The following is a 14292-nucleotide window of genomic DNA, read 5'->3' on the forward strand; positions in this document are numbered from 1 at the left end:
TTTAACAGGAGGCAATTCATGATTTCTAAAATGACAAAACAATGGGTAAGTGCTGCTTTTCTTTCGGTGGCCATCGTAACGGCCAGTCATGCCGCAATGCAGGATGATTCCTCACCTGGCTCCGGTCGAATCAAAAGAACATATGTTCCAAACCTTCGTCAGGAAGGAAAAAGTCATCGATGGCTTAAGCGTAATCTTACGGTTCCCCGCGCTGAAACATTAGAGGCCGCCACCGCTCTTCCTGCTTCTATGGATCTCCGCAGCCATTTTGGAGATGTGGATGATCAAGGCAGTCTAGGATCTTGTACCGCTTTTGCATCCACTGCCGCCTTAGAATACATGTTCAAGAAACAAGGCACTCAAACCCCAGAAGAATTCTCGCGCCTTTTTCAATATTGGAATACACGATTTTATGATCAATCCACCCAACAAGATGTGGGAGGGACCATTGCTGATGCCATTAAGGCTTTGTGCCAATATGGGGTGTGTTCTGAAGAAATTTGGCCTTATTCTGATGCAAAAAAACTTTTTAAGAAAAAACCTTCTGCTGAAGCCTATGCTGCGGCAAAAGGTTTTATGAATTTAGATAAAGGTCTCAGTGCTATAAACAACCAGTCTGCTAATACTATAAAAAGCTTTTTGGCCAAAGAATACCCTGTGGTCTTTGGGATGGATGTTTATGATTCCTTTGAAAGTGATGCGGTTACGACCACGGGTATGGTTCCGATGCCGAACACCAAAAGAGAACGGTTACTGGGAGGTCATGCCCTTGTTTTAGTCGGGTATGATGACGCAAAAACCGAGGGATCCAATACAGGATACTTTTTGGTTCGTAATTCTTGGAGTGATAAATGGGGCCTAGAAGGATATTGTTGGATTCCTTATGCCTATTTAACCAACACCTCTTTGGCTTCAGATTTTTGGGCGATTACACAAGTAGGGTCCCGGACGTCACAGCCTCCGGCCAGTAATATAGCCTCCCTTGTAAGAGAGGCAGAAGGCATCGAGGAACAATTGGGAGCTTTGTTTGATACGCTTATCCATCAAGCAACTGATGCAAGGAGTCGACTTAGTGTCCTCACAAAAAGCCTGAGAGACTTAGAAACTGCTGCGGCTAACGCCTCCCGTCAATAAAACTTAAGTCACCCACAGAAAAAGCCTCTGAAATTTTTCAGAGGCTTTTTTAGAATAGGCTCCTTGTAGAACCAAAGATTTTGGGGCTGACACCTGATATAATGGCGTCCCCAACCGGATTCGAACCGGTGTTATCGCCGTGAAAGGGCGGTGTCCTAGGCCTCTAGACGATGGGGACTTAAGAATCATAGCCATGAATAAGCTATATCCTCCCTGTTTAATCAGGATCCAGCTGAAAAGCAAGAGATATTTCTATTTCTTTAGAAAAGAGGGGAGGTCGTCATCCCCGAATCCCTGAGGGCTGCTGCTGCAGCTCTCCGTCTCTGGCCTTTGTTTTTGCGGTTCCTCTTGGGAGGGAAGGGAAGGTTGTTCTCTGTCCGCTGAGGCGAGAAGGTCGTAGCTGAGCGGTGCCGATTTTTCTTTTTTTTTTGGCCCTGCTGATTTCTATCTTGAGGCCCGTCTTGTGATTTTCTCTGAGATCTGTCATAAGACGCCGCTTGGACCCCCTTTTCTACGCTTGGCGTATAAGAAACGGGCAAGTCTTTCACACTCACAAAGTCGATCTGCTTTCCAATCATCTTCATAATGTCTTGGGCGGCCCCACTCGTGGCTTTCGTAACCATGGTAAAGGCAAGGCCTTCGGCCCCCGCACGACCCGTCCGACCAATACGGTGCACATAATCCTCAATATTCATGGGAATATCCATATTGATCACGCACGGCAAACTGATGATATCAATCCCGCGCGCGGCCACATCACTGGCTACCAAAAATTTGGCGGTCCCAGCTTTCATATTCTCGAGGGCTCTGTTGCGTCGGGACTGAGTCAAATCTCCATGAATCACTTCCACAGAAAAATTTTGTTTCTTCAGTTGTTGATACACTTTATCCACGTGGTGCTTCTTGTTACAGAAGATCACCGCCGAGGAAATAGACCATTTCTCAAAGATGCCGATCATCAAGGCTACTTGTGTGCGCAACCGTTCTGATTCGCTTTTAACGGGGGGCACATTCACAAAATACTGGGTGATATTCACCGCTGTGGAGGCTGGCGCTGCCACCATCACCTCTTTCGGAGACATGAGAAATTCTTGCGCCAACTTTTTAATGGCAGGCGCCATGGTGGCTGAAAGCAGTACAGTTTGCCGCATTTTCGGCATGGCCGCGAGGATTTTGCGCACATCTGGCAAAAAGCCCATGTCCATCATCCGATCAGCCTCATCAATCACCACGTTTTTAATTTCTGTGGGCAAAATACAGCCGGTTTCATACAAATCCAAAAAGCGACCTGGGGTGGCAATCGCCACATCGATGCCCTTATTCAAAATTTGTTTTTGCTTCATGATGGACGCACCCCCAATGAACTCCGCCACTCTAAGCTTGTGGTTCTTCGTGTAATCCTTAAACGCTTCACTAACTTGCGTCGCTAATTCTCGGGTTGGCACAAGGACCAAACACCGAATCAAGCGCGCTTTTGAGGCTGTCTCTGACAAAATTTCAACCAAGGGGAGGGCGAAAGACGCCGTCTTGCCGGTGCCGGTCGGGGCACACGCTAAAACATCAGAGCCCCTCAGAATCAAAGGAATGATCTGGGCTTGAATGGGGGTGGGGGTAGTATAGCCTTTATCTTTTAAGGTCTTTAGAAGGCTATCGCTGAGTCCTAGGTCTTCAAATGTCATAGCGGGGAAATACTCCGTCCTGTCTTTAGGGGTGAAATCTTATACAAAACTAAGATAAGGACGATTTATCAAATTTCAAGACGGGAGAGAAAAGAAATAGAAACTACTTAATCTTTGTTTCTTTGAAAAGGACGTGTTTACGAACGCGGGGATCATATTTTTTTAATTCAAGCTTTTCTGTCAGCGTGCGTGGGTTTTTCTTACGCACGTAAAAAAATCCTGTGTCCGCTGTGCTTTCTAGCTTAATTAAAACTGTCTTTCCTTTAGCCATCGTGACGTCCTAATAAATTTATTTGTAGCCCCTGTATACACTAAGGGATAGGGGGTTGTCAAGGATTTAGAAACGGAAAAGGAAAAAATGAGGTGAACTCCACGGCCCTACGGGCCTCTGAATGGCGAGAAGAAAACAGAATCGTCATCCAGAGGAGGTGCTAAGCACCGACGTCGGAATCCATCAATCAAAAACTCTTAACCGCTCCGCTTTCAAGAGACGTTCAATCGATTTTCTTTCATGAACCTCTAGACGTTTTTTCTGCGCTACTGTGACAGACGGGGTGGAGATTAAAAACTCTATTGTACGATTTCTGAACACATGCTCAAAAATCAGACGCGCTCTCCGCACGTGAAAATCAGAGGTAGCTATGAAAAGCCGATCAATCTCTATGCCTTCTAAGGCGATGGACGATAAAAACGCATCCTCTATGGTGTTAAAACTTTCCACAATGCCCAGAATGGCAGAGGGAGGGAGGCCCAGCGACATCAGATAATCTTTCACATAGGCCCCGTGAGGTTTGTCCGTTTGGTTAAACCGAGCGCCAAACCCCCCCGTTAAAAGAAACTTAAAGGAGGGATGCGAGAGCCAAAATTCATAAGCCTTTGCCGCCCGAGCTTTAGAGATCGGCGACAAGACACCTTGTTTTGTATTGGTGGATCCCAACACAATAATAAGCCCCGGCAACTGAATCTCTGGTTGTTTCAACGTGCACTCCTCAAACGGTCTTCTGCTGTCTTTAACCTTTATCCTACCGTGTTTTGGGGACGGATACTATCCTCTTTCATCTTCGAGAGAAGGGGGGCGACAAGACGGGGGGCTACTTCACCTCAGTGACGATACCCACATCAAAGTAAAACTTAAGATCTTTGGCCAGCTTTTTATAAACAAGTCCTTTGAGATCGTCCGCGGGAATGAACCTTGTTTTAATGACCAACGTATCTTCCATGTGCAAACCCTCTTTTTCCTGCGTACAAACCCTTTTAGCTTCCACCCAGGGGGTTTTAATTTCTGCATTCAAAATCTGAGTGTTCTCAATAGTTCCCCCTTTTATGACGCGAACCTTTTTAAGGGTGATGGGAGGCGACCCCAGAAACATATCTGAAACTTGATCTTCTGCCGTCAGTAAGGACAGCATGGCGGGAATCTCTAAATAATAGCCTCTATTCGTTCTCTTGACTCCCTGTCGCTGGTGGTAGGTGTACTTAAAAACCAGATCTTCCACAATACGCTTTGTCAAATCAGGCATTTCCACAGTCCGCTTGTCTTCCTTCTCTAAAGGTTCCCCCACAGACGTACTGATAATCTCTTCTTCAATCCCCTTGGGGGATAAAACCAGCCCTTTCCCTGCCCATTCTAAGGCTGACTCCCCCTTGAAAATAGCTTTACCCGAGACATCTATAGAACAATCTTTCTGAATGGTGAGCGCTCTATCCGCCACTGTTTGATTGGTAAGCAGGCTTACCTCTGGGATCTTTTCACGGCTTGGGTTCTTGGGATCCAAAACAAAAGCGTGTTTCCCCGCCACATCCGGGAAAATTCCTTGAGCCATACTCACGAGGTTTGTTGGGTCCACCCAATAGATTTTGCCTGACTTTCCAATGGCCTTTACCATGGCATGATTTGCATCATAAAAGGGTAGGGCCTCTTCAAAATCCCGAACTTCTACGCCTCGGTTCACCAAAACAACGTAGGCCTGGAATCCTAATTTCCTTAAAATAGCCACCGTCACAACCGAAAAATCCTTGCAATCACCGATATGAGTTTCTGCGATTTTGGCCAAACTCCGAGGCCACAATCTTCCCTCCACCGTTCGCCAATCCCCCATATACTGAATGGTCTCACTGAGAAGAGAGGTAACTGTGTTTATCTGCCCTACTTCTGTTTTTTGTTTTTTTGCTTTTTGCTCGATAGCCTCAAATCTCTCTGGTAAAGGTTGAACCAAGACTTTCTCCCACCCATCTAAAGAGCGGCGAGAGAGTTCCTCCCAATTCTTTAAACTTGAGAGCGATACCCAGGTAAGTTTCTTGTAAGCAACCCAATTCCCGTCTTGTACCGTTTCTGCATAAAGGGGCTTTGTCTGCGTGATCGAGATCTTCTGAAGCTTCCCCTCTTTACTCTCTTTCACCTTTAAAACATGCTGAGGATCGTTCACTTTGATTTTTAGGGGAATGGCTGAAAGAATAATGTTCTGACTCTTTTTCCAATAATAACTCTGACCCCATATGGGGATTGATGAAAATACATTTTCTAAGGGAACCTGTGTCCTCTCGACCTTGTATTTCAAATATACTTTTGACCCCACGGCCACGCGCGGATACACCAACAAAATTTGCCGTTCCTGATCAAACCCCGCCCCAAAACTGGCCATAGGCTTGTCTTCAATCGTGGCGGGATCCACTTTATGTTTTTGTCCCTCCGTTAGGGTGTAAGCATCCAGAATGGATACCTTTTCTGAAAACTCGTTATAATAAAGACGCTGGACTGTGGCCGCCTCTCGCCCAGAGTCTTTTAAAACTTCTAGTTCTTCTGTAATTTCCATTTCCGATGTGCCATCCGGTCGAACGGTCTCAATTTGGGTTCGATCGTTCAGCTGCAGCGCGGCATCTTCATGTGTTGCCCATCTCGCCTCGGCAAAGAAGGGGATCAATAGAATCCAGAAAAGAAAGTGAAACGTCATGAAAACAGGCCTATCCCTAAAAGAAGTGGTGCGTCCTAGAGGATTCGAACCTCTGACCTGCGGCTTAGAAGGCCGACGCTCTATCCAGCTGAGCTAAGGACGCATGCCCCCAAATTACACACAATCAAGGCTTTTTGTAAAGACAGACAACGGAGAATAATCAATTTAACAGCAGAGATACGTCAGATGCGCTTTTTCCGCAAATCGAATGGCCTGCTCAATGGACGAAAAGAAAAGCTTATGATTGAGAAAGGGCTCGGTCGTTCCACACCACCCTGTTTGAGGGTCAAATACGTGGGCGCGTTTCTGGACAAACTCTAAAACCCAACGGATTTTTTGCCCGCACCCCAGCTGTACGGCAGATTTTGGCGGCTGATAAATAACCACATCAAACATTTTATACTTCTTTATATCCATAGATATACGATCTTACAGCTGATACATAGTTATAATTATTATGAGATCATTTCAAATTGAATAAGTCAATACTTTCTAATACTTTATCAATACTTTGGATTGTTCAGGGGTTTTAAAAAAAGAAGATCTCGTTTACACTACTAAATGAACGATAAAAAAAGTGGAGGATATTTTATGAAAAAAATCATTGTGAGCTTACTTTTCCTAACCTTAGGTCTGGGCACAGAGGCCGCCATGAGACAATCCCCCGCTCCAGATGAAATAATTGCCGAAATGATGCAGAATAATCCTGATCTGTCTGACAGAGAAATTTCACAGAGGTTGCAAGACATGGGCTTCGCTCCTCTCTCTGGAAGAAACTCCCCAACAAGAAGAAAGTCGCCCCCTCATTCACCCAAAGCGCCACATTCACCCAAGGAAGCCCGAGCCGCCATGACACGGATGGGAGATTCCTTCTTAGTGATTGGAGTATCTGAAAAAGAGAAAGATCACCCTCTTCTAAAAGCACACAACCTCCCGAAAAATGTATATTTCCTCGATAGGCAAACTCTTCCAAACGATGGATCTTCTCACTTCATCCATGCCGATTTCGATAGCTCCGATTTTCAAAAGCTTGCAGCCCAATATCCAGAAGCGTTTACAAACATTTATTTTGATTTTTCAACACTAAAGTTTCTCTATGCCAAAAATGAAAAGACGACATTTTCCACTCTCTTTAGAATGCTGAAGAAAGGAGGACGCCTCTACCTGCCCGATCCTGGCCCAGGAATAATAGGACTCATGCTACCACTGCCAGAAGGGATGTCAGAATATCAAGCCTCCCTAGACAGAGACTATAGGGAAAGAAACCGAAAAGCAGTTACGGATCATTATTTTAATAACCTTATTGCCAACCTAGAAGCGTCTGGTTTTCTTATAAAATTTGAAGACAACAAGGCTATTCATGGAGATCCTGTTTTTGAGGGCATTCGCGAGAATACCCTCGACAAAGGAAAATATATGAAACCAGACACAATTAAAGATTTTCAAGTACTGATCGCAAAGAAACCACAATGATCAGGTGCCTTCCCAAGCGCTCTTTTTGTGAATTGTAGATTGACAATCCAGGCCACACCCTCTAAAACCAAACACAACTGGAGGGGTGGCTGAGTGGCTGAAAGCGCCGGTTTGCTAAACCGTTATACGGATAATAATCTGTATCGAGGGTTCGAATCCCTCTCCCTCCGCCAATAAATTTTTGAATTTTTATATTCAAAGTTAAGAGTACTACGAAAATATCCCCTAGACCAAACCTACAGCTTATCTATGTATCTGATATCGAGCGCTCAACAATATTCTACAAAAGGCTTTTTAAGGCTGAGCCCGTATTTTCGAGCCCACGTTATGTGGCATTTGACGCTGGGGGTGGTGAGGCGTTCTTTGCGATTTGGACAGGTGGGGAATCTCCCGATGCTGATGCGCCGCGATTCTCTGAAATTGGCATTATGTTGCCCTCCAATGAAGATGTAGACCAGCTCTTTCAGGAATGGCAAAAGAATCCAGATATTAAAGTCTTACAAAAACCCAGTACAGAAGTCTTTGGTCGCACTTTTCTTGTTCGAGATCCCGATGGCCATATTATCCGGGTATGCCCGCTGGATTAACGCCGGTTAAAAAAAGACTAGAGAGATTGGGTATTTTCCCGCAGTACCAATTGCATTCCATCCCAAAACCAATTATAAAAATAAGATGGCTGAAAATCTTCTCATCACAATTTCTTGTCCTGAGTGCACTACCCCCTTTGAAATAGAGGGCGATTTATTGGGCACAGAGGGACGGTATGTCGCTTGTTCCGAATGTGACCACCAATGGTTCCAGTACCCACCCGCCCCAAAAAAAGGCACCTCTGATGAGGCTACGTTAGAGACCCAAGAAGACATTCCCTTGATCGCCGTTTCAGACCAAGAGGAAGAATATTTAGAAGAGAAAGCCTCCTTTTTTACAAAACAACTTTTTTTGATCCCCGTGCTGCTGGGGTTAATTTTCACCGGCTTGTTTTTTGGTCGTAATGACGTGGTGCGGTTTGTGCCCGGCATGGAAAGAGTCTATACAGCGCTAGGGATCTCGGCTTATAACATCGCTGCTTTCCGCTTTCACAACACCCAGTGGCAAGTGATCAATAATGGCATGCATCGCTCCCTCGAGATCACAGGCAGCGTGACAAACACCTCGGATAAACTTCTGACTCCACCTTGTATCCAAGTTACGCTCAGAGGGCAGGGGGTCTGCCAACCTCTTTCCTGGGTTGATCAATTCCTTGACTTAGAACAAAATGAAAACAAAACATGCACTATTGGTAAATGGATGACTCACCTCAAAGAAGGCCGGCTTTTCTCCGGGCAAACTTGTTCTTTTAAGGTTTCCTACCCTCTGACCACCATCCAACTGCCCACAGAAGTTTTGCTAAAGTTTGTGAATAAAAATGAATAAGAGCCCCCTCATGACCTTTAATTTGCAACAATTTTATAAAGATGAGTTTGAAGAGCATCTTAAGGTGGCTCAGCTTACCCAAGACCACGTGTACGAACCCTTTAAGTCTTTGGTGAAAATTTGTACGACTTCTATCCAAAACGGAGGGAAAATCCTTTTTTTTGGAAACGGAGGCAGTGCGGGGGATGCGCAGCATCTTGCGACCGAGCTGGTGGTTCGGTATCGTAAAAACCGTGTTCCCATTGCAGCCCTTGCCTTAACCACAGATACCTCAGCCCTAACCGCCATCGGCAATGATTTAGGTTTTGAGTTTCTTTTTTCAAGGCAAATTGAAGCCCTTGGAAAGAGGGGAGATGTGGCGATTGGGATCACCACATCAGGGAAAAGCCCCAATGTCATTAAAGGGCTAGAGATGGCTCGGAAAAAAGGACTTACCGCCGCCTCTTTAACGGGTAAAAAAGGGGGAGACCTTCTGGGGCTCGCCGATCCTCTGATTATTGTCCCCTCGGACATCACAGCGCGCATTCAAGAAATGCATATCACCTTAGGTCAAATGCTCTGTGATGCGTTGGAAAAAGAGTTGAAACTGGAAACCTATTCATGACCTCTATTCTTGCCTCCATCGATCAGTTCAAAGAGGCCTCCATCCTCTGTGTCGGAGATCTTATACTCGATCTTTTTGTTTATGGGGAAGTCTCCCGCATTTCGCCCGAAGCCCCCATCCCCATCTTAAAGGCGACGCGAGAATTTTATACCCTAGGCGGGGCAGGCAATGTGGTAAATAATGTGTTATCACTCGGCGCTAAGCCTCTTATCCTCAGTATCATTGGAACCGATGAAAATGGCAATAAGCTCTGCGATCTTTTAGAGGAAAAGGGCATTAATACGTCCCACCTCATTCGGGATAAATCCATCCAAACCATTGAAAAGCGTCGATTTTCCACAAAAAACCAACAGTTATTGCGGGTCGATTACGAGCGCGTTGGTTTTTTTAATCCGTCTCTTTATAAAACCTTAATGGAACGAGCCAAAAAAATACTTCCCCAAGTACAGGCCCTTGTTTTATCTGACTACGGCAAAGGCGTTTTGCACCAAGACCTTGTCCTAGCACCATTGATTGCAGAAGCCAGAAAACATAAAATACCCATTATTACCGATCCGAAAGGAAATGATTATTCCATTTACAAAGGATCTACACTCATTACTCCGAATCGAAAAGAACTCCATGACGCAACGGATCTTCCCACCTCAACCGATAAAGAAGTCACTCTGGCTGCCACCAAAATTTTGAGAGAGTGCGACATAGAAAATGTTCTGGCCACCCGCAGTGAAGATGGGATGACCTTGGTGAGAAATAACGGTGAAACCCATCATTATAAGACTCAGGCCAAAGAAGTATATGATGTCTCGGGGGCAGGGGACACCGTTGTTGCCCTTATGGCCACAGCCTTGGGAGCAAACGTTCCTCTGCAAGATTCTTGCTATTTGGCGAATATTGCCGGCTCCATCGTGGTAGGAAAAATAGGGACAGCCACTGTCTCTGATCAAGAGCTAAAACACTATTGCACAGAAAAGGCCCACGACAAAGAAGACAAACTTATGCCCATTGGTATGGTGCTGGAAAAAATAAAAGTATGGCATCAAAAAGGGCTGAAGGTTGGGTTTACCAATGGATGTTTTGACCTTTTACACCAAGGCCACATCAAGATCTTAAGAGAATCCAAAGAAGCTTGCGACAAGCTGATTGTGGCCATCAACAGCGACGCCTCTGTCCGTCGTTTAAAAGGCCCCACACGCCCCATTAATGACGAGAAAACACGAGCCACCATCATGGCGTGTCTTAAGTTTATAGATGCGGTTCTTATCTTTGAAGAAGACACACCCCTCGAAGTCATTCAAGAACTGTGTCCTGATATCTTAATTAAAGGCGCTGATTATACGGTGGATCAAGTGGTGGGCGGAGACTTTGTTCAAAAAAGGGGCGGGAAGGTGGTTCTGGTAGAACTGGACCCAGGGCGCAGCAGCACAGCCATTATTGGAAAAATTCAGCAGTAAATAGCTTTTCTTTTGAGGGCGTTGTTTAAAAAAAATAAACATGATATCCTTTTTCTAATAAGAGGAGGTAGGCTGTGAGAGTATTTCGTCGTTCTATTTTTTTATCAACAACACTTGTTGCCTTTTCTTCCTTTGCGGGGATTACTCCCTGGATGGGGGGACCCATCTACAACCCCATGGGCAACCCGGGAGGCTTTCTAACTGCCCCTGCTAATTCTGGGTATAATACTGTATACAACCAACAAGGCTTACGGTCTGGGTTAAGTCAAGAGGCTAGAAATGTGATTGCAAGATGGACCTTAAAGGTCGACAACTCTCGAGAAACCCCCAAAAAGATCACTGATGGAACCCCTCAAATCAATGCAGATCGACGTGTTTTAGACGATGCCCTCAAAACACCCGGCGTCACCATGGACGAACTAAACAGCATTGGACAAATCAAAGTATTGTTAAATCTCGCTGAGGTGAGACAGTTAACAAATCAGGCTGCCACAGCCCAAACCAGTTTCCCTGCCACCTATCGAAACCTTATTGGGGAACAGAAAAGTCAACGATATCCAGATAGAGGGGGCCAATCTAGGACAGAAGACTGGTATACCGCCAAAAGAGATAGATTAAGAGTTTTGCTGAACGATCTGCAGGAATTCTTGAATCGCAGCCCTCAGTTTGCCCAAAACCCACCAGACTTGTTAATTGGACTTTTGCCCTCCCTCCAAGCGGGAAGTCAAGCCCTAGACCTGTATAACAAATTCTGCAACTGTTTCACGAATGCCAATTTGTCGTATTGTAAAACTCTAGCCCAGGCAGCCCCATCTAAAGGGGGTCGTGGTTTTAGCAGTGGTTTTAGCGACGATGATAGTGATAACAGAGATGATCGTTTTGATGACAACCAGGGTTTTGATCCCTTCTGAACGTTTTCCCTATCCCGTCAGACGGGATAGGTAGAATGCGTCCCTCATCAAATCACCCCACACATCCTTTCCATAATACTTATTCTTGTGTCATTGTTAGTGGTGCTCCCTGGGTTATTGAAGCCTTTTGAGATCGCCCCTCTCTGATTCAATTAGCAATACTCCCCTGCCGCGTATCCGGATGACCAGGCCCATTGAAAATTATATCCACCCAACCATCCAGTAACATCCACTACCTCGCCGATGAAGAATAAATGGGGAATCTTTTTGCTTTCCATGGTTTTAGAGGATAATTCATCCGTATCCACGCCCCCCACGGTGACTTCTGCCTTCTGGTACCCTTCACTGCCATCGATCATGACCTTAAAGTGGTGAATCTGGTCCGCAATGGCGAAGAGCGCCGTATTCTTAAGATCGGTCAAGCTCCACCCATAATCAGGATGCAGCGAGGCCATGGCTTCAATGAACCGATTCGGGAAATAAGTTTTCAAGAAATTAGCAACGGTTTGCTTACTATTTTTGTGGACCGTAAATTCCGTCCTTAAATTAAGATCAGGCAACAGGTTGATGTAAATTTCTTCTTGAGAAAATTTCTCCAAATAAGAGGAAATTTGCAAGATGGCTGGCCCGCTAAGGCCCCGATGGGTAAAGAGGATATTTTCTCTAAACTGCACATCGTGATAAGAAACCATCACATTTTGAGACACGCCACTCAGTTGGGTAAACATGGGCAGAAGGGAGGGTGTTACTTTGAGCGGTACCAAGGCTGGCTTTGTGGCCAGCACCTTAAGGCCAAATTGGCGAGCGATTTTGTATCCAAAATCGGTGGCCCCCAAAGGCGGGATGGAGAGCCCTCCTGTGGCAATCACCACCGAGGTGGCCTGTATCACCCCGTCTGTGGTTGTCAGGACGAATTGGTCATTTTTTTCTATAGAGGTCACCGAACAATTAAGCCTCACCTTAACCTGCCCTTTTTGGCACTCTGAGAGCATCATCTCAGTGATCTGCTGGGACGACCCATCACAAAAGAGCTGGCCCAATGTTTTTTCATGATACGCAATGTTATAAGATTCAACGAGCTTGATAAAATCATGCTGAGTATACCGTGCCAAGGCAGACTTGGGGAAATGTTTGTTGCTGCAAATATAATTTTTCGGGGAGGCCAACAGATTGGTGAAATTACTGCGCCCACCCCCAGAGATACGGATTTTTTCCCCAATCTTAGCGGTATGCTCAATCAGCACAACCCTCCTGCCCCGCTGCCCTGCCGTTGATGCCGCCATAAGTCCCGCCGCCCCGCCGCCAATCACAGCCACATCGTAGTATTGTGTGGGAATATCCTTCATCATGGAGACTATGTACCACAAAGGGACGTTAGAATAAAGATTCTCTTTCATCAGCACCAAAATAGATGCTCTCAAAAAGCATTTGTTTAATCTGAAGAAATGTGAAAAACTAAGTAAAAAGATCTCCCATATTTTTGGAGTTATAATGAATAAAGAGGCCCCGTGAACCGTTACTTTTTTATAAGTCTACTGATGATTTTATTTTCTTCGGACATAAACGCTTCCGTTTCCATGAAACACATAGAAGAGGACTTTCTGAGTGGACACTATAAAAGGATCTCAAAATTTCTTATCGATGACCAAGAACAAAGCAATGAGGCATTAAAAAATCAAGAAAGAGCACAGATTCTTCTACTCGCTATGGGAGACTTTAGAAAATATTTTAGGGGCACTGTAGAAGAAGAGAATCTCTTTGTTCAAAAAACTTCTGCCACCATAATATCGATGTTCGACAGGCAAGATCCTCTAGCCGTCATTATAAAAGCTCTGTGGCATGTTAATGACGTTATATTTGACGATCGAGAAAGTTTTCCATCTACCTATCAAACTTTGTTTTCAGAGACTGAAGAATCAAAAAATCCTAAGGTTGCAAAAAAACTTTTGTCTACGTTAGCCAAAACAAATCCACATGCCGCTTATATGCTCGCTCAGATATACCTAAGACCTTCTGCTGAACCTGGCTCGCATTCTACAGGCAATGATTATTTAATCATAGCTGCCCGGTTAAATCACTTCGATGCTCAAGCTCTCTTTAGAAGAACCGGTACTAACTGGAACGACGAAGATCAATTTGGAGACCATTGTGAAGGATGGTGCCTGATCCCAAACTGTAGAGGAACAGCGGGTCACACAAGGTGCGAGACATTTTCAAGAACGATTCATTCTTGTGTAGGATGCGGGCCTTCTTCTACCAATGAGGGATGGGCTGATTGTAACTGCTGCCTTTGGGGATATTCAACAGAATTAAATTCCGCACAATGTGCAAAGTATGCAACCCGTGGTTTTTTAAATATACTGAAAACGATGGAACACCCCATTAAACTATGCACTGCTTTGTCCTCCATCGTTGGGACCATTTTACAAGCTGGAAATTATCCTGGAGCCTTAGTCATCCAAGGAGTAGCCGCGGGCTGCGCCACTTTGTCCGCTTTTGTAAAACAAGAAACGAGCCTCCCCCCTAAAAATTCCGAACCACCCCCAGTCATAGATCAACAACCCTCTGCGACTACATCTATAGGTCACTTATCAACTATTGTGTAGAACCCTCTTCCTCCCTTTAATTTTACGCGGCAACCTATTTCTTGCCACCATTGAGAGAGAGAGAGAGGAA

14 protein-coding genes and 3 tRNA genes are annotated in these 14292 nt (G+C 45.1%); 9 read left to right on the plus strand and 8 right to left on the minus strand.

What is annotated here, in order from left to right; genetic code table 11:
* Positions 1-18: 18 nt before the first annotated feature.
* Entirely contained in the window at positions 19-1134 is a 1116-nt protein-coding gene (locus A2621_03455; GenBank protein OFW89916.1) for a hypothetical protein, read from the plus strand.
* A 102-nt stretch (positions 1135-1236) separates the two neighbouring features.
* Here A2621_03455 and A2621_03460 read toward each other — a convergent pair.
* The 7 genes from A2621_03460 to A2621_03490 form a co-directional block, all read right to left on the minus strand.
* Positions 1237-1312: transfer RNA gene (locus A2621_03460), tRNA-Glu, on the minus strand.
* Positions 1313-1394: 82 nt separating this feature from the next.
* Positions 1395-2813 (minus strand): hypothetical protein, encoded by a 1419-nt coding sequence (locus tag A2621_03465; protein ID OFW89917.1) that lies wholly within the window; start codon positions 2811-2813, stop codon positions 1395-1397.
* 103 nt (positions 2814-2916) lie between these two features.
* Positions 2917-3084: a 50S ribosomal protein L33 gene (locus A2621_03470; protein ID OFW89918.1), complete on the minus strand. Its 168-nt coding sequence runs from the start codon at positions 3082-3084 to the stop codon at positions 2917-2919.
* Between the two features lie 183 nt (positions 3085-3267).
* Positions 3268-3771, minus strand: a complete 504-nt coding sequence (locus A2621_03475; protein OFW90135.1) for a hypothetical protein — start codon at positions 3769-3771, stop codon at positions 3268-3270.
* 133 nt (positions 3772-3904) lie between these two features.
* A complete protein-coding gene (locus A2621_03480; GenBank protein OFW89919.1) occupies positions 3905-5764 on the minus strand; it encodes a hypothetical protein in 1860 nt (619 codons plus the stop codon).
* Positions 5765-5790: 26 nt separating this feature from the next.
* Positions 5791-5867 (minus strand) — tRNA-Arg (locus A2621_03485).
* A gap of 62 nt (positions 5868-5929) precedes the next feature.
* A complete protein-coding gene (locus tag A2621_03490) occupies positions 5930-6160 on the minus strand; it encodes a hypothetical protein (protein OFW89920.1) in 231 nt (76 codons plus the stop codon).
* 165 nt (positions 6161-6325) lie between these two features.
* Here A2621_03490 and A2621_03495 point away from each other — a divergent pair, with 165 nt between their 5' ends.
* The 7 genes from A2621_03495 to A2621_03525 all read left to right on the plus strand — a co-directional run bounded on the left by A2621_03495 (position 6326) and on the right by A2621_03525 (position 11616).
* Positions 6326-7237, plus strand: coding sequence for a hypothetical protein (locus A2621_03495; GenBank protein ID OFW89921.1), 912 nt, complete (start codon positions 6326-6328; stop codon positions 7235-7237).
* A gap of 79 nt (positions 7238-7316) precedes the next feature.
* Positions 7317-7410: transfer RNA gene (locus tag A2621_03500), tRNA-Ser, on the plus strand.
* Positions 7411-7455: 45 nt separating this feature from the next.
* On the plus strand, positions 7456-7824 hold the full coding sequence (locus tag A2621_03505) for a glyoxalase (GenBank protein ID OFW89922.1): 369 nt from the start codon (positions 7456-7458) through the stop codon (positions 7822-7824).
* 85 nt (positions 7825-7909) lie between these two features.
* Entirely contained in the window at positions 7910-8650 is a 741-nt protein-coding gene (locus tag A2621_03510; protein OFW89923.1) for a hypothetical protein, read from the plus strand.
* Between the two features lie 10 nt (positions 8651-8660).
* Complete coding sequence (locus tag A2621_03515; protein OFW90136.1) at positions 8661-9254, plus strand: phosphoheptose isomerase; 594 nt, start codon at positions 8661-8663, stop codon at positions 9252-9254.
* Entirely contained in the window at positions 9251-10705 is a 1455-nt protein-coding gene (locus A2621_03520) for a hypothetical protein (GenBank protein OFW89924.1), read from the plus strand. Before A2621_03515 ends, A2621_03520 begins: the two co-directional genes overlap by 4 nt.
* Before the next feature lie 176 nt (positions 10706-10881).
* Complete coding sequence (locus A2621_03525; GenBank protein ID OFW89925.1) at positions 10882-11616, plus strand: hypothetical protein; 735 nt, start codon at positions 10882-10884, stop codon at positions 11614-11616.
* A gap of 152 nt (positions 11617-11768) precedes the next feature.
* Here A2621_03525 and A2621_03530 read toward each other — a convergent pair whose 3' ends face one another.
* Positions 11769-12962: a hypothetical protein gene (locus A2621_03530; protein OFW90137.1), complete on the minus strand. Its 1194-nt coding sequence runs from the start codon at positions 12960-12962 to the stop codon at positions 11769-11771.
* 192 nt (positions 12963-13154) lie between these two features.
* Between A2621_03530 and A2621_03535 the strand changes: the two genes are divergently transcribed.
* The gene (locus A2621_03535) at positions 13155-14222 is read left to right on the plus strand and encodes a hypothetical protein (protein OFW89926.1); all 1068 of its coding nucleotides are present in this window, start codon (positions 13155-13157) and stop codon (positions 14220-14222) included.
* The last annotated feature ends 70 nt before the right edge of the window (positions 14223-14292 follow it).

This window comes from Alphaproteobacteria bacterium RIFCSPHIGHO2_01_FULL_41_14 (assembly GCA_001767855.1).
Lineage (GTDB): Bacteria > Pseudomonadota > Alphaproteobacteria > UBA7879 > UBA5542 > 2-01-FULL-41-14.

Coding starts and splice junctions, on each gene's coding strand:
- A2621_03455 (OFW89916.1), top strand. CDS start 19: ATGATTTCTAAAATGACAAAACAATGGGTAAGTGCTGCTTTTCTTTCG.
- A2621_03465 (OFW89917.1), bottom strand. CDS start 2,813: ATGACATTTGAAGACCTAGGACTCAGCGATAGCCTTCTAAAGACCTTA.
- A2621_03470 (OFW89918.1), bottom strand. CDS start 3,084: ATGGCTAAAGGAAAGACAGTTTTAATTAAGCTAGAAAGCACAGCGGAC.
- A2621_03480 (OFW89919.1), bottom strand. CDS start 5,764: ATGACGTTTCACTTTCTTTTCTGGATTCTATTGATCCCCTTCTTTGCC.
- A2621_03490 (OFW89920.1), bottom strand. CDS start 6,160: ATGTTTGATGTGGTTATTTATCAGCCGCCAAAATCTGCCGTACAGCTG.
- A2621_03495 (OFW89921.1), top strand. CDS start 6,326: ATGAACGATAAAAAAAGTGGAGGATATTTTATGAAAAAAATCATTGTG.
- A2621_03510 (OFW89923.1), top strand. CDS start 7,910: ATGGCTGAAAATCTTCTCATCACAATTTCTTGTCCTGAGTGCACTACC.
- A2621_03515 (OFW90136.1), top strand. CDS start 8,661: ATGACCTTTAATTTGCAACAATTTTATAAAGATGAGTTTGAAGAGCAT.
- A2621_03520 (OFW89924.1), top strand. CDS start 9,251: ATGACCTCTATTCTTGCCTCCATCGATCAGTTCAAAGAGGCCTCCATC.
- A2621_03525 (OFW89925.1), top strand. CDS start 10,882: ATGGGCAACCCGGGAGGCTTTCTAACTGCCCCTGCTAATTCTGGGTAT.
- A2621_03530 (OFW90137.1), bottom strand. CDS start 12,962: ATGAAGGATATTCCCACACAATACTACGATGTGGCTGTGATTGGCGGC.
- A2621_03535 (OFW89926.1), top strand. CDS start 13,155: ATGATTTTATTTTCTTCGGACATAAACGCTTCCGTTTCCATGAAACAC.